The sequence below is a fragment of the Sphingomonas sp. Leaf33 genome (genome assembly GCF_001421785.1).
GTDB lineage: Bacteria > Pseudomonadota > Alphaproteobacteria > Sphingomonadales > Sphingomonadaceae > Sphingomonas.
Genome location: NZ_LMLB01000001.1, coordinates 1,575,078 through 1,597,133 on the forward strand (window position 1 = coordinate 1,575,078; position 22,056 = coordinate 1,597,133).

Annotated in this window: 20 protein-coding genes and 1 tRNA gene; 9 read left to right on the forward strand and 12 right to left on the reverse strand. The window is 68.5% G+C overall.

Annotated features, from left to right (window positions below):
- The first annotated feature begins 26 nt into the window (after nucleotides 1-26).
- A complete protein-coding gene (locus ASE86_RS07815) occupies nucleotides 27-2,738 on the forward strand; it encodes a valine--tRNA ligase (RefSeq protein WP_056424256.1) in 2,712 nt (903 codons plus the stop codon).
- A 143-nt stretch (nucleotides 2,739-2,881) separates the two neighbouring features.
- Nucleotides 2,882-4,366, forward strand: coding sequence for an MATE family efflux transporter (locus ASE86_RS07820; protein WP_056424257.1), 1,485 nt, complete (start codon nucleotides 2,882-2,884; stop codon nucleotides 4,364-4,366).
- A 119-nt stretch (nucleotides 4,367-4,485) separates the two neighbouring features.
- On the opposite strand, the gene ASE86_RS07825 is transcribed toward ASE86_RS07820, so the two are convergent.
- Nucleotides 4,486-5,367, reverse strand: a complete 882-nt coding sequence (locus ASE86_RS07825) for a diacylglycerol/lipid kinase family protein (protein WP_056426838.1) — start codon at nucleotides 5,365-5,367, stop codon at nucleotides 4,486-4,488.
- 80 nt (nucleotides 5,368-5,447) lie between these two features.
- On the opposite strand from ASE86_RS07825, the gene hemB reads away from it, so the two are divergent.
- Nucleotides 5,448-6,434: a porphobilinogen synthase gene (gene hemB / locus ASE86_RS07830; RefSeq protein ID WP_056424259.1), complete on the forward strand. Its 987-nt coding sequence runs from the start codon at nucleotides 5,448-5,450 to the stop codon at nucleotides 6,432-6,434.
- On the forward strand, nucleotides 6,431-8,644 hold the full coding sequence (locus tag ASE86_RS07835; protein WP_056424262.1) for a fused MFS/spermidine synthase: 2,214 nt from the start codon (nucleotides 6,431-6,433) through the stop codon (nucleotides 8,642-8,644). Before hemB ends, ASE86_RS07835 begins: the two co-directional genes overlap by 4 nt.
- A gap of 4 nt (nucleotides 8,645-8,648) precedes the next feature.
- Here ASE86_RS07835 and ASE86_RS07840 read toward each other — a convergent pair whose 3' ends face one another.
- Entirely contained in the window at nucleotides 8,649-9,131 is a 483-nt protein-coding gene (locus tag ASE86_RS07840; RefSeq protein WP_056424264.1) for a hypothetical protein, read from the reverse strand.
- Between the two features lie 80 nt (nucleotides 9,132-9,211).
- Here ASE86_RS07840 and ASE86_RS07845 point away from each other — a divergent pair.
- The 4 genes from ASE86_RS07845 (at nucleotide 9,212) to ASE86_RS07860 (ending at nucleotide 11,039) form a co-directional block, all read left to right on the forward strand.
- Nucleotides 9,212-9,288, forward strand: a tRNA-Arg gene (locus ASE86_RS07845).
- 57 nt (nucleotides 9,289-9,345) lie between these two features.
- On the forward strand, nucleotides 9,346-9,849 hold the full coding sequence (locus ASE86_RS07850) for a GNAT family N-acetyltransferase (protein WP_056424266.1): 504 nt from the start codon (nucleotides 9,346-9,348) through the stop codon (nucleotides 9,847-9,849).
- A 72-nt stretch (nucleotides 9,850-9,921) separates the two neighbouring features.
- Nucleotides 9,922-10,293, forward strand: coding sequence for a dihydroneopterin aldolase (locus ASE86_RS07855; RefSeq protein WP_082441855.1), 372 nt, complete (start codon nucleotides 9,922-9,924; stop codon nucleotides 10,291-10,293).
- Between the two features lie 2 nt (nucleotides 10,294-10,295).
- The gene (locus tag ASE86_RS07860; protein ID WP_235524020.1) at nucleotides 10,296-11,039 is read left to right on the forward strand and encodes an SDR family oxidoreductase; all 744 of its coding nucleotides are present in this window, start codon (nucleotides 10,296-10,298) and stop codon (nucleotides 11,037-11,039) included.
- A gap of 15 nt (nucleotides 11,040-11,054) precedes the next feature.
- Here ASE86_RS07860 and pyrF read toward each other — a convergent pair whose 3' ends face one another.
- The 9 genes from pyrF to ASE86_RS07905 form a co-directional block, all read right to left on the reverse strand.
- The gene (gene pyrF, locus ASE86_RS07865) at nucleotides 11,055-11,729 is read right to left on the reverse strand and encodes an orotidine-5'-phosphate decarboxylase (protein WP_056424271.1); all 675 of its coding nucleotides are present in this window, start codon (nucleotides 11,727-11,729) and stop codon (nucleotides 11,055-11,057) included.
- Nucleotides 11,726-12,079, reverse strand: a complete 354-nt coding sequence (locus ASE86_RS07870) for a hypothetical protein (protein ID WP_056424273.1) — start codon at nucleotides 12,077-12,079, stop codon at nucleotides 11,726-11,728. The genes pyrF and ASE86_RS07870 overlap by 4 nt, the downstream gene beginning before the upstream one ends.
- Before the next feature lie 38 nt (nucleotides 12,080-12,117).
- Nucleotides 12,118-14,394 (reverse strand): patatin-like protein, encoded by a 2,277-nt coding sequence (locus ASE86_RS07875; protein ID WP_056424275.1) that lies wholly within the window; start codon nucleotides 14,392-14,394, stop codon nucleotides 12,118-12,120.
- Between the two features lie 14 nt (nucleotides 14,395-14,408).
- A complete protein-coding gene (locus tag ASE86_RS07880; protein ID WP_056424278.1) occupies nucleotides 14,409-15,104 on the reverse strand; it encodes an endonuclease/exonuclease/phosphatase family protein in 696 nt (231 codons plus the stop codon).
- Nucleotides 15,105-15,126: 22 nt separating this feature from the next.
- A complete protein-coding gene (locus tag ASE86_RS07885) occupies nucleotides 15,127-15,312 on the reverse strand; it encodes a hypothetical protein (protein ID WP_056424282.1) in 186 nt (61 codons plus the stop codon).
- Nucleotides 15,313-15,364: 52 nt separating this feature from the next.
- Nucleotides 15,365-16,675 carry a sensor histidine kinase gene (locus tag ASE86_RS07890; protein ID WP_082441754.1) on the reverse strand — a complete coding sequence of 437 codons (1,311 nt, stop codon included), beginning with the start codon at nucleotides 16,673-16,675 and terminating at the stop codon, nucleotides 15,365-15,367.
- Nucleotides 16,676-16,713: 38 nt separating this feature from the next.
- Complete coding sequence (locus tag ASE86_RS07895; protein ID WP_056426841.1) at nucleotides 16,714-17,439, reverse strand: response regulator; 726 nt, start codon at nucleotides 17,437-17,439, stop codon at nucleotides 16,714-16,716.
- 91 nt (nucleotides 17,440-17,530) lie between these two features.
- Complete coding sequence (locus ASE86_RS07900; RefSeq protein WP_056424288.1) at nucleotides 17,531-18,262, reverse strand: hypothetical protein; 732 nt, start codon at nucleotides 18,260-18,262, stop codon at nucleotides 17,531-17,533.
- Between the two features lie 132 nt (nucleotides 18,263-18,394).
- Nucleotides 18,395-19,165, reverse strand: a complete 771-nt coding sequence (locus tag ASE86_RS07905) for a thioesterase family protein (RefSeq protein ID WP_056424290.1) — start codon at nucleotides 19,163-19,165, stop codon at nucleotides 18,395-18,397.
- Between the two features lie 218 nt (nucleotides 19,166-19,383).
- On the opposite strand from ASE86_RS07905, the gene ASE86_RS07910 reads away from it, so the two are divergent.
- Entirely contained in the window at nucleotides 19,384-20,694 is a 1,311-nt protein-coding gene (locus ASE86_RS07910; RefSeq protein ID WP_056424293.1) for a spinster family MFS transporter, read from the forward strand.
- A gap of 10 nt (nucleotides 20,695-20,704) precedes the next feature.
- Here ASE86_RS07910 and ASE86_RS07915 read toward each other — a convergent pair whose 3' ends face one another.
- Entirely contained in the window at nucleotides 20,705-21,934 is a 1,230-nt protein-coding gene (locus ASE86_RS07915; RefSeq protein WP_056424296.1) for a TetR/AcrR family transcriptional regulator, read from the reverse strand.
- Between the last annotated feature and the right edge of the window lie 122 nt (nucleotides 21,935-22,056).

Consider the following 22,056-nt stretch of genomic DNA (forward strand, 5'->3'; position numbering starts at 1 on the left):
GGCTGCGGGCGGTTAAGGCCGCCCGTATGACCGAACTCGCAAAGACCTTCGATCCGACCGCCATTGAGGCGAAATGGTACGCGCATTGGGAGGGGAGCGGCCAGTTCCGCCCCGACCGCCCGCATGCCGAGCCCTGGACGATCGTCAATCCGCCGCCCAACGTCACGGGCAGCCTGCACATCGGCCACGCGCTCGACAACACGTTGCAGGACATCCTGGTCCGCCACGCGCGGTTGAAGGGCAAGGATGCGCTGTGGGTGGTCGGCACCGACCACGCCGGCATCGCGACGCAGATGGTCGTCGAGCGGCAGATGAACGCCGCGGGCGAAAAGCGCACCGACTTCACCCGCGACGAATTTATCGACCGCGTGTGGCAGTGGAAGGCGGAGAGCGGCGGCGAGATCACGTCGCAGCTGCGTCGCCTGGGCTGCTCGATGGACTGGGAGAACGAGCGGTTCACGATGGACCCCGGCTTCTCGAAGGCCGTGCTGAAGGTGTTCGTGGAGCTTCACCGCGAGGGGCTGCTGTACCGCGACAAGCGGCTGGTGAACTGGGACCCGGGCCTCGGCACCGCGATCAGCGACCTGGAGGTCGAGACGCGCGAAGTGAAGGGCAGCTTCTGGCGCCTGCGCTATCCGCTGGCCGACGGGTCGGGCCATATCGAGGTCGCGACGACCCGGCCCGAGACGATGCTGGCCGACATGGCGGTCGCGGTGCATCCCGACGACGCGCGCTACACCGCGCTGATCGGCAAGCAGGTTCGGCTGCCGATTACCGGGCGCCTTATCCCGATCGTCGCCGACGAACATGCCGATCCCGAACTGGGGTCGGGCGCGGTGAAGATCACGCCGGGCCACGACTTCAACGACTTCGAGGTCGGCAAGCGCGCCGGCATCGCCGCGCGCGACATGCTCAACATGCTCGATGCGAAGGCGCGCATCGTTCAGACCGCAGACGGGCTGATTCCGGACGCATTCCTGGGCCTGTCGACTGCCGAGGCGCGCAATGCAGTCGTCGCGCAGTTGAAGGATGAGGGCTTCCTGATCCCGCACGTCGACAAGGACGGCGAAGAGCATGACGCCGAGCCGCGGACGATCCAGACGCCGTATGGCGACAGGTCTGGCGTCGTGATTGAGCCGTGGCTGACCGACCAATGGTATGTCGACGCCGCGACGCTGGCCAAGCCGGCAATCGAGGCGGTGCGCGACGGACGCATCCAGATCGTGCCGAAGACGTGGGAGAAGACGTTTTTCAACTGGATGGAGAACATCCAGCCGTGGTGCGTGAGCCGACAGTTGTGGTGGGGGCATCAGATTCCGGCGTGGTTCGATTCGGACGGCACCGCTTACGTCGCCGAGACCGAGGAAGAGGCACAGGCGCAAGCCGGTGCGGGCGTCGCACTGATCCGCGATCCCGACGTGCTCGACACGTGGTTCTCCTCCGCGCTGTGGCCGTTCGCGACGATGGGCTGGCCGGATCAAAATCCTCCCCCTGCCGGGGAGGATTTGCCCGAATGGCAGCGCCGCTACCCCAACGACGTGCTCATTTCCGGCTTCGACATCCTGTTCTTCTGGGATGCGCGCATGATGATGCAGGGGATGCATTTCCTGAAGGATGTGCCGTTCCGCACGCTGTACCTCCATGGCCTGGTTCGCGCCGCCGATGGCGCCAAGATGTCGAAGTCGAAGGGCAATGTCGTCAATCCGCTGGGGCTGATCGACCAATACGGTGCCGACGCGCTGCGCTTCTTCATGGCGGCGATGGAGAGCCAGGGCCGCGACATCAAGATGGATGAGAAGCGGGTCGAGGGGTATCGCAACTTCGCGACGAAGCTGTGGAACGCCAGCCGCTTCTGCCAGTCGAACGGCATCGGCGCATCAGCGACGCTCGAGCCACCGGTGGCGACGCTGGCGGTCAACAAATGGATCGTCGCGGAGACGGTGCAGGCGATCCAGGCGGTCGATCTGGCGCTGGCCGACTATCGCTTCGATGGGGCGGCGGATGCGATCTACCAGTTCGTCTGGAGCCGGTTCTGTGACTGGTACCTCGAACTCATAAAGCCGGTGCTGCAAGGCGACGGCGTCGCGGGCGCGGACGAGACTCGCGCCGTCGCGGGCTGGGTGCTCGATCAGATTCTGGTGCTGCTCCACCCGTTCATGCCCTTCATCACCGAAGAACTGTGGCACGCGCTTGCCGGTCCCGCCCACCCCCGTGAACACGACCTGATCGTCGCCAGATGGCCGATGGCGGACGCGCGCGCGCTCGATCCTGAAGCCGCGGCGGAGATCGAATGGCTCATCCGGCTGGTCAGCGAAGTTCGTGCGGCGCGGACCGAACTCAACGTGCCGCCGGGCGCGCGCCTGCCGGTGTATGTCCGCGAGGCGTCGGTGACGACCGATGCGCGCCTGTCCGCCCAGGCAGCCGTCATCGCGCGGCTCGCCCGCATCGACCGGACGGAGGGCGCAGCGCCGGAGGGCGGGGCGCTGCAGATCGTCGTCGACGAAGCGACGTTCGTCCTGCCGCTGGGCGACGTCATCGACCTCGCGGCCGAACGCGCGCGGCTGACCAAGGCGATCGCTGCGGCGGAAAAGGAACGCGATGCGCTGGCCGGGCGTCTGGGCAATCCGAGTTTCGTCGAACGCGCGAAGCCCGAGGCGGTCGAAAAAGCCAAGGCGGATCATGCCGAGAAATCGGCGGAGGCCGAGCGATTGACGGCGGCGCTCGGGCGTCTGGGCTGAACGAAAATCCTCCCCTGGAAGGGGAGGGCGACCATCCGCAGGATGGTGGAGGGGTGTCCCGCTATCGATGGGCTGACACCCCTCCGTCAGGCCTGCGGCCTGCCACCTCCCCTTGCAGGGGAGGATTGTCGAAGGGGCGTGTTGTGGCGGACGGCGAGGCAGTACCAGAACGTCCGCTCACCAGCGGAAGGGCCGGCAAGGGCCGCGACCTCACGTCCGGGCCGATCGCGGGCACGTTGCTCGCCTTTGCGTTGCCGACGCTCGGCAGCAACATCCTCCAGTCGCTGAACGGGTCGATCAACACGATCTGGGTCGGACATTTCCTGGGCGAAGCGGCGCTGGCGGCGACGTCGAACGCGAACATCATCATGTTCCTGATGTTCGGCGCCGTGTTCGGCTTCGGCATGGCGGCGACGATCCTGGTGGGCCAGGCGATCGGCCGCGGCGATATCGATGCGGCGCGCCGCGCGTTCGGGACGGCGGTCGGGCTGGTGCTGGGCGGGGCGGTCGTCATCGCGGCGCTCGGCTGGATTTTTGCGCCCCAGATCCTGACGTTGCTGGCGACGCCGGGCGATGCCTTTCCGCTGGCGCTCGCCTATCTGCGCGTCATCTTTCTCAGTCTGCCGGCCTCGATGCTGAGCGTGCTGGTGATGATGGGGCTGCGAGGCACGGGCGACTCGACGACGCCCTTCTGGTTCATGGCGCTGAGCGTCGTCATCGACGCAGGCCTCAACCCGTTCCTGATCGCCGGGATCGGTCCGTTCCCGCAGATGGGGATCGCCGGGTCGGCGACCGCGACGCTGATCGCCAATCACATCTCGCTCGGCTGCCTGATCCTCTTCATCTACGCCCGCGACCTGCCGCTGCGGTTGCGCGGGAGCGAGCTCGGCTATCTGAAACCCCATGGACCGCTGGTGCGGACGATCACGACCAAGGGGCTGCCGATCGGTGCGCAGATGCTGGTCATCTCGTCGGCCGGCCTCGCCATGGCGGGGCTCGTCAACCGGCAGGGCGTCGAGACCGTCGCGGCCTACGGCGTCGCGCAGCAGCTCTGGACCTACATCCAGATGCCGGCGCTGGCGATCGGCGCGGCGGTGAGCGCGATGGCGGCGCAGAATATCGGCGCGGGGCGGTGGGACCGGGTCGACCGGATCACGCGGGCGGGCCTCCTCACCAACCTCGCCCTGACCGGCGTCATGGTGGCGGCGACAACCGTGTTCGACCGTACGGTGCTGGGTCTCTTTCTCGCGGAAGGCAGCCCGTCGATGCCGATCGCGCAGCACATCCAGCTGGTCGCGGCGTGGGGTTTCATCCTGTTCGGCGCCACGATGGTGCTGTTCTCGACCGTCCGCGCGAACGGCGCGGTCGTCGCGCCGCTCGTGATGCTGTTCGTGTCGATGTATCCGGTGCGGCTGGGTTTCGTCGCGGCCTTGCTGCCGGCATGGGGCGCCGATGCGCTGTGGTGGAGCTTTCCGGCGGGCTCGGTGGCGAACCTGATGATGGCAGCGGCCTATTATCGCTACGGCAACTGGCGGGGCGGGGCGCTGCTGGCGCCCGAGCCGGCGGAGTGCATGGAGCAGGCGCACGCCGGGGGTGAGCCGGCGGGGCGGGTGCATCCGACAGGATGAGACATCCTTCACACCGTTCGTGCTGAGCCTGTCGAAGCACTGCCTTTTCGTCGGGCCCGCGTTCCTGCTGCACGAAGAAGCTCAGCCCTTCGACGCGCTCAGGGCGAACGGGTTAAGTGTCAGGCCGGCACCATCACCTCGATGATCCCCGCCGCGACCTTGGCCGTCACCGGCGTCTTTGCCAGCACTTCGCCGTCGATCGATATGGGGCGCGGCTTGTCGCTGTCGATGCGCAGCGCCTGCCCGCGGAAGACGGTCACCTTCTCGCGCCGTTGCGGCAGGCGCAGGACGTTGGCGGCCCAATTGTAGAGCAGGCGGCTGCGCAGATGCCCGCGCACCACCTCCACGACGATCTCGCCGCTGTCGACCGCCGCATCCTCCATCAGTTCCTGCCCGCCGTGGAAGCGGCCATTGGCGATCCGGACCTCGACCGCGCGCATGACGCGGGGGTGACCGGTGCCGTCATCGACCGTGACCGGGAACGGGCGGAACTTGGCATATTGGACCGCCGCCCAGCTGAGATAGCCCAGGCGACCCAGCCACTTCTTCAGGTCGTGGGGCACGGTTTCGGCGATGCGCGGCGCAATGCCCATCGTGGCGGCATTGGCGAAATAATCGTCGTCGATCATGCCGAGGTCGATCCGCTTCGGGCGCCCCTCGCTCAGCACCCGCACCGCGGACGGGATATCGAACGGGATGCCGAGCGTGCGGCAGAAGCTGTTGGCGGTGCCGAGCGGCAGGACGCCCAGCACGACATTCTTCCCGACCAGCAGGTCGACGAGACCGCTGATCGTCCCGTCGCCGCCGCCGAAGATGACGAGTTCCGGCTTCTTGGCCAGGGCGCGCTCGACCGTCGCCTCCAGGTCCTTCGGGTCCTCGACGGCATGGGCGTCGACCGGGAAATCGACCGCGTCCAGCGCCTGGCACGCCTTCTGGAACAGCGCCTGGCCACGGCGGGACTTGGCGTTGACGATCAGGGCGGCGGAGGTGAATCGGGTCATGATGCGGTGCAACGCCCAGCAGCCGGTTTCGGGTGCGTAACGCTTGATGCGCTCCGGCCGATGGCGCAAGGCTGGCGGCCATGTCCCAATACCCCGCGCTTCGCCTGCGTCGTACCCGCGCCTCCGCCTGGAGCCGGCGGCTCCATGCCGAGACCGTCCTGACCCCGGCCGACCTGATCTGGCCGCTGTTCGTCAGCGAAGGCGCGGACGAGGAACCGATCGTCAGCCTGCCGGGCGTCTCGCGATGGTCGCTGGCCAAGATCGCCGAGCGCGCGAAGGAGGCAGCGGCCCTCGGCATCCCGTGCGTCGCGCTGTTCCCCAATACGCCGGCGCACCTGCGAACCGAGGCGGGCGAGGAAGCGTTCAACCCCGACAATCTGATGTGCCGCGCGATCCGCGCGATCAAGGATGCCGCACCCGACCTGGGCGTGCTGACCGACGTCGCGCTCGACCCGTACACCAGCCATGGCCATGACGGCCTGATCGATGCCGCGGGCTATGTCCTGAACGATGAAACCGCCGAAGTGCTCGTCCGCCAGGCGCTCGTGCAGGCCGACGCAGGGGCCGACATCGTCGCGCCGTCCGACATGATGGATGGTCGCGTCGGCATGATCCGCGACGGGCTGGAGGGTGCCGGTCACCGCAACGTCCAGATCATGGCCTATGCCGCAAAGTACGCGAGCGGCTTCTACGGGCCCTTCCGCGACGCGGTCGGCAGCCGCGGGCTGTTGAAGGGCGACAAGAAGACGTACCAGATGGATCCGGCCAACGCCGACGAGGCGATCCGCGAAGTTGCGCTCGACCTGGCCGAGGGCGCCGACAGCGTGATGGTGAAGCCCGGCCTGCCCTATCTCGACATCGTCGCGCGGGTGAAGGCTGAGTTCGGCGTGCCGGTGTTCGCGTACCAGGTGTCCGGCGAGTATGCGATGATCGAGGCGGCGGTCGCCGCCGGCGCCGCGGACCGCGACGCGGTGGTGCTGGAAACGCTGATGGCGTTCAAGCGCGCGGGGTGTTCGGGCGTGCTGACCTACCACGCACCTCTGGCCGCGCGGTTGCTGGGGGCGTGAGCGAGGCAAGCGAGGCGTCCACGCCGCGCGTCGCGCGGGCGCTGTTCGTCGCGACGATCCTCAGCGGATCGTTCCTGCTGTTCCTCGTCCAGCCGATGGTCGCGCGCATGGCGTTGCCGCGACTGGGGGGTGCACCGGCGGTGTGGAATTCCGCCATGCTCGTCTATCAGGCGCTGCTGCTGGGTGGCTACGCCTATGCGCACGGCCTGAGCAAGCTTCGCCCGCGGCAGAGTGCGGTCGTGCATCTGGCGGTGCTGGCGGTCGCCGCGCTGTGGCTGCCGATCGGGCTCTACGATTTCGACATGCCGGCCGATGCCGAGCCCGCGGTGTGGGTGCCGTGGCTGCTGGGCGCGTCGATCGGACCGCTGTTCTTCGCGGTCTCCGCGCAGGCGCCGCTGATGCAGCGCTGGTATGCGGTCGCCGCCCCGGGCCGCGATCCCTATGCGCTGTACGCCGCGTCCAACATCGGCAGTTTCGGCGGGCTGATCGCCTATCCGTTGCTGGTCGAACCGACGATGGCGCTCGACAGCCAGAGCCTGATGTGGAGCGCGGGCTATGTCGCGCTGTTCGTGCTGGTCGCCGCCTGCGCGTGGCGGCTGCCGCGTCGGGTGGCGGAGGATGCGCCGGTGGGTGAGGTCAGTCCGCCGGCCCGCATCCGGCGCGTGCTGCTGTGGATCGCGCTGGCGTTCGTCCCGTCGGGGCTGATGCTGGCGACATCGACCTTCCTGACGACCGACATCGTCGCGGTGCCGCTGCTGTGGGTGCTGCCGCTCGGGCTGTATCTGCTGAGCTTCTCGGTCGCGTTCGCGGTGCGGCGGGGCATCGCCGAGGTCATAACGCAGTTCTCGCCGATCACGATCCTGCTGTTCGGCGGCGTCATGATCGCCGGGCACCACGCGATGCCGTATCTCAACGCCGGCATCGCGTTGCTGCTGCTGTTCGTCGTGTCGGTCGCACTCCACACGCGGATGTACGACCTGCGGCCGGCACCCGACCGGCTGACCGGTTTCTACCTGGCGATGTCGGTCGGCGGTGCGCTGGGCGGCGTGTTTTCGGGGCTGGTCGCGCCGGTGGTGTTCGACTGGACCTACGAATATCCGCTGCTGGTGATCGCGGCCGGGTTGCTGGTGCCGCAACGCTACCTGTTGCCGCTGGCCGCGCGGCTGTGGTCGACCGATCGGCGAGGAATGACGGTGCGGGTAGCGGTCGTCGCGCTGGTCGTCGCGGGACTCGCGGTGCTCGCGATCCTGCGGGAGGCGGCGGGCGATTCGTCGGTCGAGAACATCGTCTATCTGATTCTCTGCGCGCTCGGCGTCCTGCTGGTCGGGCGGCGCGTGCCGTACATGATCGCGCTGGTCGGTGCGTTGCTGCTGTTCGGCGGCTGGCGGGCGCTGGAAGTGACGATGGATGGCCAGCACCGCACCCGCAGCTATTTCGGCGTGTACACGATCCGCAGCTACGACAACGAACGCACGCTGGCGCACGGCACGACGCTGCACGGCATCCAGCTGACCGGGTCACCCGAGCGCGAAAGATATCCGACGAGCTACTACGTTCAGGGCTCGGGCGTCGGCGTCGCGTTGCGCATGGCGCCGCAGTTATATGGGCCCAACGCGCGGATCGGTGCGGTCGGGCTCGGGACCGGGACGCTCGCCTGCTACGCCAGGGCCGGCCAGCGCTGGACGTTCTTCGAGATCGATCCGGCAGTCGTCGCCATCGCGCGCGATCCTTCCAAATTCTCGTTCCTGTCGCGCTGCCTGCCCGACGCGCGCATCGTCATCGGCGATGCGCGGATGCGGCTGGCGCAGCAGCCGAGCGGCTCGCTCGACATCCTGGTGCTCGACGCCTTTTCGTCCGACGCGATCCCGATGCACCTGATGACGCGCGAGGCGTTCGCGACCTATGGCCGGGTGCTGCGTCGGAACGGGCTGCTGCTCGTCCACACCTCCAACCGCTTCCTCCAGCTCGAACCGGTCGTCGCGGCGTCGGCGCGGGGATGGATGGGCGCGATGCTGCAATATCAGCCGCATGAGAGCGAAGGCGCGCAGGCGACGATGAGCGACTGGATCGTGCTGACACGCGAGCCCGGCACATTTGCGACCGTCATCAGCGACGGCAGCGCGTGGCGGCCGCTCTACCCGCGGCGCGACCTGGCGCCGTGGACCGACGACTATGCGACGATCCTTCCCGTGCTGCGCGAGTTTCGCTGACAGGTCAGGCGAGCAGCGCGCGGAGGCGATTCTCCTCGGTTACCTGGCGATCGACGACGCCCTGCGCGCGCGCGATCGCCGCGTCGAGCGCCGGGTAGGGGAGCAGACCCTTCGCGCCCCGGTCGATCGCCAGCGTCTCGATCTCGGTCAGCGCACCATCGGTCGCGGTGCGCAGCTGCTGGAGCTCGCCCAGTGCCTGTTGCGCATCCAGCCAGCGTTCCGACCCCTCGGCGGCACCGCGGCCGGCCGTGATCCGGCGCCCGAGCGTCGTCCTGCCCGCGTCGAACGCCGCGACCGCCCGGTCGAACGTCGCGACCCGCTCGCGGATTTGCCCATCGAGCGCAGGATCGGGGTTTACGGTTTCGTCGCGCACGATCGGCGTATCGGTGCGGGTTTCGATCGCCCGCGGCAGCAGCGATGGGGCGGTATCCGGCTGGCTTGCGCAAGCGGAAAGGGCGATCGGCAGCAGCAGCGAGCGATATTTCATGGCCGAAACCTAGGGATGCATTTTTCTGCAAGCAATGGGTTGCCAACCCCCGATTCGCCTCGTATCAGCGCCACTCCCAAGCGCCCGTAGCTCAGCTGGATAGAGCATCAGACTACGAATCTGAGGGTCGGACGTTCGAATCGTTCCGGGCGCGCCACACCCCCGCTGGACCAGCCGGTCCGGCGGGGGTTTGTGTTTCAAGCGACTGCCGCCCGTGACGATCATCCCGCTATCCGACGTTCCCGCGCCTGCGGTCGAATCGCTGCTCGATCGTGCGTTCGGTGCCGATCGGCATGGACGGACGGCCTATCGTCTGCGCGCAGGAACGGTGCCGATCGCCGCGCTGAGCTTCGCCATCCTTGACGGGGCGGACCTTGCCGGGACGATCCAGTGCTGGCCGGTGGAACTGTCCGGCGACGATGGTGCCGCCGTGCCGATGATCCTGGTCGGCCCGGTCGCGGTCGAGCCCGCCATCCAGCGCGGCGGGATCGGGCGGCAGCTGATGGCGCATATGCTTGCCGCGGCGGATGCCTCCGATATCGCCGGCGCGCGCGCGCTCATGCTAATCGGCGATCCGGAATATTACGGCCGTTTCTTTGGCTTCACCGCGGAGGCGACGGCCGCGTGGCGCCTGCCTGGGCGGTTCGAGCCGCGTCGCCTGCTCGCCCGCGGCGACGGCGTGCCGCACCACAGCGGCGCCGTCCGCGCGCGCGTCTGACGGGCTTTCGCAGCCGGGCGCATCTGCTATGCGCCGCACCGATAGACAGGCGATTCCGGGATGACGACCGCAGTGCATGACAGTCTGACGCTTCAGGTCCACGACCTGGAAGCCATGGTGCTGACCGGCATCTATTCCGAAGAAACGCATCTGGCGCAGCCGCTGCGCATCTCGCTCGACGTCGAGATGGATTGCCCGCCGCACTTCACGCCGGACACGCCGCTGTCGGCGTCCAAGAGTTACATGGACCTGCGCCACGCCGCGACCGAGGCGCTGCCGCAAGGCGTGCACTTCACGCTGATTGAGGGGGTCGCTGACCATATCGCCGAGACGCTGTTCCTGCAGGACCCGCGGGTGAAGCGGGTGCAGGTGAAGATCATCAAGCTGGCGATCGCCGAAGCCGGCGAATCGATCGGCATCACGCTCGTCCGGCATCGGCGCTGATCGTGCCGCTGGCACTCGTCACGGGCGGTGCGCGGCGATTGGGCGCGCGTATCGCCGCGCGACTGGCGGAAGGGGGCTATGATCTGGCGCTGCATTCGCGCAGCGGCGATGCGCCCGAAGACTGGCTGACGGCGCGGCTGGACGGGCGGCGGTGCGAGATGTTTGTCGCCGATCTGGACGATGCCGACGCGGTCACCGACCTGCCGCGCGCGGTTGCGATGCGGTTCGGTCGGCCGATCGACCTGCTGGTCAACTGCGCGTCGCGCTTCGCCGCGATGGAGGGTGCCGAGGGCGCCTATCACGGCGTGATCGACCATCTGCGGACCAACCTGGCCGCGCCGGTCGCACTGGCGGCGGCGGTGGCCGAGGCGCAAGCGGGGAGCGCGATCGTCAACATCCTCGACCAGCGCATCGCCAATCCGCCGGTCGACCAGTTGACCTATACGCTGTCGAAACAGGCACTGGCGGAAGCGACGCGGACCCTGGCGGTGGCGCTCGCCCCGCGGGCGCGTGTGAACGGCGTTGCGCCGGGGCTGGTGCTGCCGACAGAGGACTATGCGCCGGGGCAGGTCGAGCGGGTCGGGGCGCTGATGCCGCTCGGCCGCAACGCGCGGGCGGAGGAAGTCGCCGATGCCGTGTTCTGGCTGGCGCAGGCGCAGGCCGTGACGGGGCAGGTGATCTTCGTCGATGGCGGTGCGCATCTGAAGAGCTTCGAGCGCGACTTCGTGCATCTGGCGCGCGACTGACGCCAAGGGCCGGGTTCAGAGCGTCGCTTCGATCGCCCGCGCGGCGGCATCGGGATCTTCGGCCTGGGTGATCGGGCGGCCGACGACCAGGATTGACGCGCCGCCATCGAGCGCGGCGCGCGGCGTCACGACGCGCTTCTGGTCGCCCGCGATCCCGTTGGCCGGTCGGACGCCAGGCACGACGAAAAACCCCGATGGCCATGCCTTGTGCGCCGCCTTTACCTCTTCGCCCGAGCAGACGACGCCGTCGATCCCGGCCTCGCGTGCGAGTTCGGTCAGGCGAATGACCTGTTCGTGCGGATCGGCGGCGAGACCGATGGAGGTGAGATCGCTGCCGTCCAGGCTGGTCAGCACCGTCACCGCGACGACCTTCGTGCCCACCGGAGCCGCGGCCTTGGCATCCTCCAACATCGCGCGGCCGCCACTGGCGTGAACGGTCAGGATGGCGGGCTCCAGCGGACGCAGCGACTGGATCGCCTTTGCGACGGTATTGGGAATGTCGTGGAATTTCAGGTCGAGGAAGATCGGCAGGCCGATGTCGGCCATCTCGCGCACCCCGGCACGGCCGTTCGCCATGAAGAATTCCAGGCCCAGCTTCAGTCCGCCGACGTGATTGCGGACGCGCTGGGCGATCGCCTTGGCCCGGGCGAGATCGGGGGTGTCGAGTGCGACGTAGAGCCGCGAGCTCATGACAGCGGGCTCATCCCGGCAACCGGTGGCACGGGATCGCCGTCAGCCGCGGGGATCGCGCTCACCGGGGTCGTCGCAGGCGGCGTCGGCGTCGCGACGGCGACACGCAGGTCGGCAACCGTCCGTTCGCTGGTCGCGAGTCGCTGCGCCAGTCGCCAGCGGATCGCACGCTGCCACAGCCACGTCGGGACCAGGCCGAGCAGGAAACACGCCAGCATTAACAACGGCTTGTTGATGTCGACGAGCAGCCCGCCCCACAGGCGGATGTCGACACTCGTCCAGTTGTTGAAGGCGAAGGCCACCGCCAGACCGACGGTGAACACGATCAGCAACGTCTTGAGGAACTGCATGGGATGACCCTATGCACGGTTTTCAGATTTGACCAGTCCTACCCAATCTCGCGGCGCAACGCCTCGAACAGGCCGGGGATCGCGGTCAGGCGCTCTTCCTCCGCCGCCAGGATGGCCACGAACGCGTCGCGCTTGATCGCGGCGATGCGACCGGGCTTCAGCCGGGCGCTGGCAGGCAGGGTCGAGACGACGATGTCGATCAGCCGGTCGGCGCCGTGCAGCCGGCCCCACAGATAGTCGTTCTCTCGGTACGCGCGGCTGAAGAAGGCGCCGAAATTGTGGAACTGCGTGCCTTTCAGCGTCGCGGCCGCGCCGCCTTCGCGGATGGCGGTCGCGTCGTCGGGGGAGATGCGATCGACCCTTACGGGATCGAACTCGTCCAGCCCCTCGCCCTGCAACATCGGCAGCGTCGCGATGTCGTAGAAAGGGAAGCCGAGGTAGCCGAGCAGCAGCGGGCGGCGCAGATCGCGGGGCAGGGCGGTCAGGCCGACCGACAGGCGCTGGTCGGTGCGTTCGTCGATCGCGGGCAGGTCCATCGCGGCGTCCAGCGCAGCAAGCATGGCCGAGGGATCGGCCGAGATGCGGCGGACATCGGGGCGCAGCGCGGCAAAGGCATCGCTGCGTTCGAGGTCGAGATATTCCGCAAGCGAGGCATAGACCGCCTCGCGCACCGGGCCGAGCATGGCGTCGATGCCGACATCGTCCATCTCGGCCAGCCGTCGCGCCATCAGCCGCAACCGGCGGATGCGAAAGCCGAGGTCGAACTGGCGCAGGACGGTGACGATGGGCGACGTCGTCGAAAGCTCCGCGGCAGTGTCCATGGTGACACCGCGATCGGCAAAGGCTCGCTCGACCGCGGTGCGGATGCGCCGCGCGCCGTCGGGTCCGGTATCGCCGCCTGCGCGCGCCAGCGTCGCGACGGTGCCTGCGGTCACGTCGGCGAGCTTCAGCCGGGCATAGGCCGCATAGGTCAGCCCGGCGTCCTTTGCCGCGGCGACCTGCGCGCGGCGGCGCCAGGCGTTGAGCCGCGCAGGTGTCGGGTAGTCGAGCAGCAATGTGTAGCCGAACAGCTTGCTGACCGCGGTCTCGACGTCGCCGCGCAGGCCCGCGAGGATCGCACGCAACCGCTCGACCCGCGCGGTGCGGGCGTCGATCGCGTCGAGATTGTCGCGGATCGGTTGCTGGCGCGGCAGTTCGCTGACCGCGCCGATGATAGTCTGGAAGAAGCCGGGCGACGCGACCTTCGACAGCCCCAGGTTGAAGTCATAGCCGGGAACGGGGTCGATGTAGACGAAGCGGCGGTCGATCTGTCGCTTGGCCGGCCGGTCACGCAGCGCGTCGATCGCCGGGCGGAACGGCGCGTTGGCGAGGACCGATCCGTCGATCAGCACCGCGCTATCGACCGCGTTGACCGCGACGTGACGCGGCAGCACACGCTTGAGGAACGCCGCGCGCCCTGGCCAGCGCCGCTCGCGCTCCGCCAGCACCGCGTCGACCTCCGCGACTTTCAATGGCGGAAAGGCGCCGGGAAAGCTGGAGGTCGCGCGCGCGGCGAGCGCCAGTTCGGGCGCGTCGCCGAGCCGACCGTCGCCGTCGTCGGAGAAGGGGAAGACCAGCCGATGTTCGGTTTCGACCACTTCACTCGGCGAATTGAGCCGGAGCCGCTCGGGATGGCCGCGGAAATCGGTGACGGTGACGAACAGGTCGAGCGGTTGTCCCGGCGGCAGCAGGCGCCGACCGGCCGGACCCGCCGCCATGGCGTCGAGCGCATCGAGAAGCATATGCGTCAGCCGCGCGCCGCCGAACGGGGGTTCGAACCAGCGGGCGCGCACGAAATGCTGGAGCTTGCGCGACACCTCCTCGCGCGACCCGGGCTCGACCGTGCCCTCGATATGGTTCCGGTCGGCCACCATCCACGCCAGCGGTGTCGCCCAAATCTTGGAAAAGCGGTCGGGCGCGGCATCGGGGTCGAGCAGCGCCTCGATATCGGCATTCTCCAGCCACATCGTCGTCAACGGTTCCAGCGACTGGCCGGTCGCCAGCGCCTGCGCCAGGAATATGCCGTTGATGCCGCCCGCACTCGCGCCCGCGATGATGTCGGGCAGGATGCGCAGTCGGACGCCGGCTTGCTGCGCGATCTCCTCGAGCAGCGCGTGATAGACGCCTTCCGACCCGGTGCCGGGTGTCTCGCCGTCCTGGAAGTTGCGGCTCGCACACGCCAACCGCCAGATTTCCCCGGTGATGCCGTGCATGTACACGGCCAGGCTGACCCCGCCGTAGCAGATCAGCGCCAGCCGCAATTCCTTCTCGCGCATCGGCCCTCGGTCTCTCAGGCGAGGTCGAGCCGCGCCCAGATCGGAAGATGATCCGAAGCGGTGCGCGCGGCAAGACTGGCGTGGACGCCGCAGTCGACGATCCGCCAGTCGCGCGAGACGAGAATGCGGTCGAGCCGGGCGACCGGCCGGCGGGCGTGGAAGCTGGGGCCGGTTTCGGCACTGGTGAAATCGCGGCAGAAGTCCTTCAGGCACCCGGCGGCGCGGGTCCATTCGTTGAGGTCGCCCATCATCACCGTCGGATAGTGCACCGCAGATGCAGCGAGATGCGCCAGGATCGCGTGCGCCTGCCGCCGCCGCCACAGCCCCGACAGGTCGAGGTGCATCCCGACGACGCGTAAGGGCGTGCCGTTGACGCGGACATCCGCCATGACCGCACCGCGCGGCTCGAGCGTCGGCAGGTGGATCGGCTCGCAGTCGGAAACGACCGCGTCCTTGCGCACCAGCAGCGCGTTGCCGTGCCAGCCCATCGACTGGGTGCGGACGCCGACCGGCAGTGCCTTCCACGGACTGTGTTCGTCGAGCAGATGCGGGGAGATGACACCGGCGCGGGTACCGAAGCGGCGATCGGCCTCCTGCAGCGCGATGACGTCGGCGTCGATTTCGCGCAGGACCTCCAACACGCGCATGGGATCGCGGCGGCGATCGGTGCCTATCGCCTTGCGCATGTTATAGGACGCGACGGTGATCATGCGGGACGCAGCGGCCGTGGCGTCATCCGCCCTCGGGTGTCTGGAGCCGCGCTTCGGCGGCGGCAGCGGTAAGGCTGCGCGCGGTGCCGTCGGCAGCGTCAGGCGTCATCGCCACTGCGACCCCGTTCGGCCCGTCGAGCACGACTACACCGTCCTCGGCGACGGCATGACCGGGTTCATCCTCGGGGCGATGGCGATGATCGGTCATGACGCGGCTCCAGCACGAAATCCTTGCAACAGTGAACGGTTGATTGTGGCCGTTAGTTTCGTGGGAGCGGCAGCGTGATCGTCGCAGCCAAGCCGCCGCCGTCGCGATTGGTGAGGGTCAGCGTGCCGCCGATTTCCTGGACGATCGCGCGCGCAAGCGCGAGGCCCAGGCCGATCCCCCCGGTATCGCGGTTGCGCGATGTCTCGACGCGGATGAACGGTTCGAACACATGTGCCAGCCGGTCCTCCGGGATGCCGGGGCCGCGATCGAGCACGGCGATGCAGGCGCCGTCCGGACGCCGCTCGACGACGACTTCCGCGCTGCCGGCGTATTTGATCGCATTCTCGACCAGGTTGCGCACCGCGCGCCGCATCATCGCCGGTCGCACGCGCCAGGGCAGGCGGTCGGCATCGCGCGTCTCGACGTCGTGACCCAGGTCGCGGAAATCCTCCGCCACCGCGTCGACCAGCGCGGCGAGATCGACTTCCGACGGCGGCTCGCTCGACCGGCCGAGGCGTGCGAGCGACAGGATGTCCTCCAGCATCCGCGCCATCTCGTCGACGGTATCGGCCATGCGCTGGCGATCGTCGTCGTCCTCGACCGATTCGATGCGGACGCGCAGCGCGGCGAGCGGGGTACGCAGGTCATGGCCGATCGCGCCCAGCATCCGGTCCTTTTCATCGAGCATCGCGGTCACCCGCGTGCCGAGCGTGTTGTAGGCGGCGATGACCGCGCGGACATCGGCGGGCCCGCGTTCCTCGACTGGAGCGGTCGCCTCGCCGGGGCGAAAGGCGCGCGCGGCGGACGCCAGGTCGCGCAGCGGTCGCGACATCCGCCGCCCGATCCAGATGACCGGCAACAGGATCATGCCGTACAGGATCATCGTCTGGGTCAGCAGCGCGATCAGCAGGCGCGGGCCCGGCTGGGGCCAGGGCGCCCGCACCGCGACCCACCGCCCATCGGGCTGTTCGACTGCGATCATCATCTGGGCCGGACGATTGTAGTGGCGGGCGCCCTTCCATCCCGCGCGATCGGTGCCCTGGTCGCTCTGGTTGAGCTGTCCGGTATCGACACGGCGATAAGTGACCCCCTGCTCGGTCAACTGGCGGCGAACCTCGGCGGCTAGCTCGGGATCGCGTTTCACGACGACGGGCAGGATCGGATTTGCCGGAAACCGCCTGACGCGCCCCCGATCGGCCACCAGGTCGCGACCGCCCTCGACTTCGCGATCGAGCGCGTCGGCGATGCGGATCGCGGCCGGGCGGGCGGCCTGTAGGACCCGCGCCTTCGATCGTTCGTTCAGGATCAGGCCGAAATTGATCGCCTGCGCGACGAACAGCGCGAGCGCGATCAGGACGGCCATCTGGCTGGCGAGACTGCGTGGCCAGGGTCGCCACGCCTTCACAACCGCGTGACCTCGGCCGCAAGCGTGTAGCCGCCGCCCCACACGGTCTTGATCAACTGCGGGTTCTTTGCATCGGGCTCGATCTTCTTGCGCAGCCGGCTGACCTGATTGTCGATCGCGCGATCGAAAGCTGCGGCCTCGCGCCCCTGCGTCAGGTCGAGCAACTGGTCCCGCGTCAGGACCTGACGCGGGCGCGTAACCAGCGCGTGGAGCAGATTATACTCACCGGTCGACAGCGGCACTGCCACGCCTTCGCGATCGACCAGGTTGCGCTCGCCGGTCTTCAGCACCCAGCCGGCGAAGGCGAAGCTGCCGGTTTCGGGGGCGTGCTGGCGCGTGCCGCCAGCAGCGACGCGGCGCAGCACGACCTTGATCCGGGCGGCCAGCTCACGCGGGGAAAACGGCTTCACGACATAATCGTCGGCACCCATTTCCAGCCCGACGATGCGGTCGGTCTCCTCACTCTTGGCGGTCAGCAGGATGACGGGTGTCTCGCTCGTCGCGCGGATGTGGCGGCAGAGCGACAGGCCGTCCTCACCCGGCATCATGATGTCGAGCACGACGAGGTCGATCGCATACGCGTTGAGGCGCGCGCGCGCCGCCTCGGCATCGCCGACCTGCGTCACGCGAAAGCCCTGTTTCGTCAGATATTGCGCCAGCGGCTCGCGGATCGAGCGTTCGTCGTCGACGAGCAGCAGATGGGGCAGGTCGGGGGAGGCCATGGTCATGTCGGTAACCGCGTCGAGTGGGATTGACCACCGGCGGACCGGCACGCGTGGGAGGAGCCGCGTAGCCGATCCGGCGGTGGGCCAGTCAGGCGCCGGTTGGCGCTGCCGGCTGGGGCTGGGCGGGCGGCATCGCGCCGCGGCGCTGACCACCGCCGCGACCGCCGCGCATCGGCCCGGACTGCAATTCGGCGGCGTCGAGCACGCCGTCGCCGTTCACGTCGCTGCGGTCGAACCGCTCCTTCGACTGGGCGTCATATTCGGCGCGGGTCAGCGTTCCGTCGCCGTTGGTATCGGCGCGCATCCCGCGACCGCCGCCGGGCAGGCTGGCCATTTCCGTCGCATCGATCTTGCCGTCGCGGTTGGTGTCCATCTGCTCGAACCGGGTGCGACCGCCCGCGTCGAACTCGGCACGGGTCACGCGGCCATCGCCGTCACCGTCCATCCGCGCAAGCCCGCCGCCAGGGCCGCGCATTCCGCCACCAGGGCGCCCGGCCATCGGACCGTCGGGTCGTGGCGCGCCCATGTCCTGCGGCGCGGCGTACGGGGTCGCCATCGCGGCCGCGTCGCGTCGCGCCTTGGGCGGCTTGCCGGCGCGACGTTCCTCGGCGGTCAGCATCCCGTCGCGGTTCGCGTCCATGCGCGCGAAGCTCGCTTCGGCCCGCGCTATGAACTCGGCGCGGCTGACCTGGCCATCGCCGTTCGCATCGGCCTTCGCCGCCTTGGGTGCGGGTGCTGCGGGGGTAGCGGTCTGGGCATAGGCCAGGCCGCCCAAGGCGACCGAGCCGACCAGTGCGGCGGCGGTAAGGGACTTAAGCATGTGCGGTCACTCCGGTGAGGTGTCGGGGGGTGAGGTGTCGGGGCAGGCGGGCCCGCGGTGGTGCCTGTATCGTCGCGCCCGGTCGCAGATCTGTGTCCGGCGCGTGCGAAAGTGTCGCGAAGTGTCGCAGGATCAGGCAAAGATCGCGACCCCCTGCATCGCGTCGGCGACGGGCGTGCCATCTGCCGCCCACATCGTCATCCGCTGGCTGGAGTAACCGCCGACCACCCGGTCGGTGCGGCTTTCCATCAGCCACCAGCCGTCGTCGTTCGTCGGGCGGGGGACGAGCAGGTTGAGCTGCCACGTCAGCGAACTCATCGCCGCTTCCCCGCGGTGTAGCTGATAGGCAGCCGGGGGCAGTGCGTCGGCCACCGCGATCAGCGCGACCTCAGGATCGAGCCCATCGCGTTCCACCAGCCGTGCCCAGCGCCGCCATTCGCCCCGGGCGTCGGGGGTGCCGTGGTCGAGAAACTCGAAATTGTGCGTGAAATGGTCGGCCGGGCCGCGGTGGAGCCTTGCCCCGGCGGGCGGCGGCGCGAGGGTCGCCGTATCGCTCCGATCGAAAGCGATCGATGATTCCATCTCGCGCATAAAAACGAACGTCGCGCGGTATCCGACGCCGCCGTCTCCGGCGATGGAGACGTCGATATACGCGGCGTTGCGGCCGCGGCGCAGGCGGCGCGCGGTGATCGTCACTGTGTTCGCGAGCGGGCCGACGAAGGCGACGAGCGCGGAGCGCAGCGGCGGCAGGTCGGGCTCGCAGGCCTGGGCGGCGTGCAGCGCTAGCGCGGATGACAAGCCGCCGTACGCCGTGCGCCCCTGCAACCAGCCGGCGGGAATCTGCCCACGGAAACCGTCCTCGACGGGTTCCAGCGCGGCGAAGATGTCGGCGAGCGCGGTCATGCGGCAGGCTCCGTGTCGGGGGGTGTTGGCATATCGTACCGGATGCGGGAATCGATCATGATATTGCGGCGTATCGGACTCGGCAGCGAAATCCCACCGTCATCGTCGATCGACCCGCCGCAGCGTGCTTGACGCCGCGGACGCCATACCGCAGCTTCGAAATCAACGACAGGAGAGGACATGCGCCAGCGATTCCCGCTTCTCCGCGGAGCCCAGCGATGAGCGCGGGCGCGCCGCCGATCACCGCGCCGCTGGCGGACGGGCTGGCGCTGCGCCGCCGCACGCCGACGCTCGCGCTGCTGACCGCCGCCTATTTCTTTAGCTACATGGACCGCCAGATCCTGGCGATCCTGCAGGAGGACATCCGCGCCGAACTGCTGTTGTCGGACACGCAACTCGGGCTGCTCGCCGGGTTCGCCTTCGCGATCTTCTACGCGACGCTCGGCCTTCCGGTCGCGCGGCTGGCGGACCGTGGCAACCGCGTGAACATCATCGCGATCGCGCTGGCGATCTGGAGCGCGATGACCGCGGTCTGTGGCCTGGCACAGAATTTCGTCCAACTGCTGCTCGCCCGCATCGGCGTCGGGATCGGCGAGGCGGGGTCGAGCCCGCCCAGCCATTCGATCATCGCCGACCTGTACCCCGCCGACCAGCGTGCGGGTGCGATGGGCATCTATTCGCTGGGCGTCGTGCTGGGGTCGGCATTCGGGACGATGATCGGCGGGTTCGTCGCGCACCTGTATGGCTGGCGCGTCGCGATGTTCGCGGTGGGACTGCCGGGCATCGTCCTGGCAGTCGTCATCAAACTATTCGTGGTCGAGCCGCGCCGCGGGCTATCGGACGTGCAAATCGTCGCCGACCAGCAGGAGGCGCACGCGACGCCGGGCTTTGCCGCGGGGTTCCGGTCGCTGTTCGCCAACCGCGCCGCGGTCCACCTAGTGATGGGCGTCACGTTGACCTCGATGATCGGATACGGCCAGACCGCCTTCGGACCGAGCTTCCTCATCCGCTCGATCGGCCTCAGCAAGGTCGAGATCGCCTCGATCGTGGCGCCGATCGGCGCTGTGTGCGGGACGCTGTCGGCGGTCGGCGGCGGGTGGCTCGCCAACCGGGCGGCGAAGCGCTGGGGGCTGTACGCACAGAGCTGGCTCGTGCTGGCGATGAAGATCGTCGGCCTGCCGCTGTCTTTCCTGTTCTATCTCGCGACTGATGCGTGGGCGGCGGTGCCGCTCTACTGGCTGTCGCTGCTGCTGACGCAGAGCTATCTCGGGCCCACGTTCGCGCTGATCCAGGGGCTGGCGCCGCTGCGTCTGCGGGCCCTGTGGGCGGCGGTCACGTTGCTGGTCATCAACCTGATCGGGCTGGGGCTGGGGCCGACGCTGATCGGCGTGATCTCCGACCAGTTGAAGCCGTCGATGGGCGATGCGGAATCGCTGCGCTGGGCGATGCTGAGCTTTGCCGCGGTGACACCTTGGGCGCTGTTCCATTACTGGCGGGCAGGGGTCCTGCTGAAACGCGCGAGCGCCTGAGCGGCTAGCGTCAGGCGATCACCCGATCGTCGAACAGGCCGAACATCAGCGTCGACGCGTACATCGCGACGGCCCGCTCGCGCGGCATGGTGCTGGCCCATTTGCGCATATCGAACGCGGCGTTCTGGATCGCCATCAGCGCCTGACTGGCGACCAGCGGATCGACCGCGCGGATCGATCCTTCGGCGATTCCGTCGGAGATCATACCGGCAAAGCGCCGCGCGAGGCGGTTCGAGCGATCGATCATCGTCTGGCGATCGCGCGGCGGCAGGCCCGACAGGGCGGTGGTCCGGAGCAGCGGCCCGCGTTCGGAAAACTGGATGTCGAGCAGCGTCGCCATGACGTTTTCGAGCATCTGCCAATATGTGCCGCCTGCGCTGTGTGCGCTTGCCTGCGCCGCGGCGATGCGGTCAAAGCTGCGGCGGTAGCATTCGGTGACCAGCTCGTCCTTGGCGTCGAGGTGGTGATAGAAGCTGCCCTTGGTGACGTTCAACTCGCTAGCGATTTTCTGCACCGACGCGCCGCGATAGCCGAGTTCGTTGATGAGGCGGGTGGCGGCGGTAAGGAACGCGGCGCGGCCGGGTTCCTGGTCACTGTCGTCCACCTCCAGCAGGTGGGGCGTCCAGCGTGCGGCCCTGCCGGCCAGGCCGTGTCGAAAAACGTCCATCAGGCGCGATTCGACGCGGTCGTATTCGTCGACGTCGTACCGCGTCAGCCAGATCGACAGCCAGAAGGTGTTTTCAAGCAGCACGTGGGCGCGGGCACCGTTCAGGTCCTTGGCGGTGCGGTCGGTGGGCTCGCCCCACAGCGCGCGCGTGTTGCGGAACACCCGCTGCCAGCCTGTCAGCAGCTTGCCCTTGATCGGCTCGTCCATCGCGCGCAGGTCAGACAGGATCGCAAACGCGGTTTCCTCGCCCCGCGCGATCCGGCCCATCCGCTGGAAATTGATCGCGAGATAGCGCGCGACACGCCGCTCCGGCGTCGGCTCTTCCATCGCGTCGTCCAGCATCGCGCCCAACTGGTCGATGGTATGTTCGAAGCACGCCGACGCCAGGTCTTCCTTGCGGCGGAAATAATAGGTGACGCTGGTGGTGTTCAGCCCGACGCGCGCCGCGACATCGGCAAAGGTCATGCCCTTGGCGCTCTGGTCGTTGATCGCTTCGGCGGCCGCGGCCAGGATCGCGTCGCGCTTGGCCTGGAACCGCTTGGTCCCCCTTTCTCTGGTCACGGTCGCCGTCATCTTGTCAGCGAGGATAGCATCGTCGCGTGAAACGCCTAGAGGCTTTTTGCACAAGCCGGTACGCGCGACCGCAGGCGATAAAAATCGGATGAGCGGGGTTTACCGAAAAACGGGTACGCCCT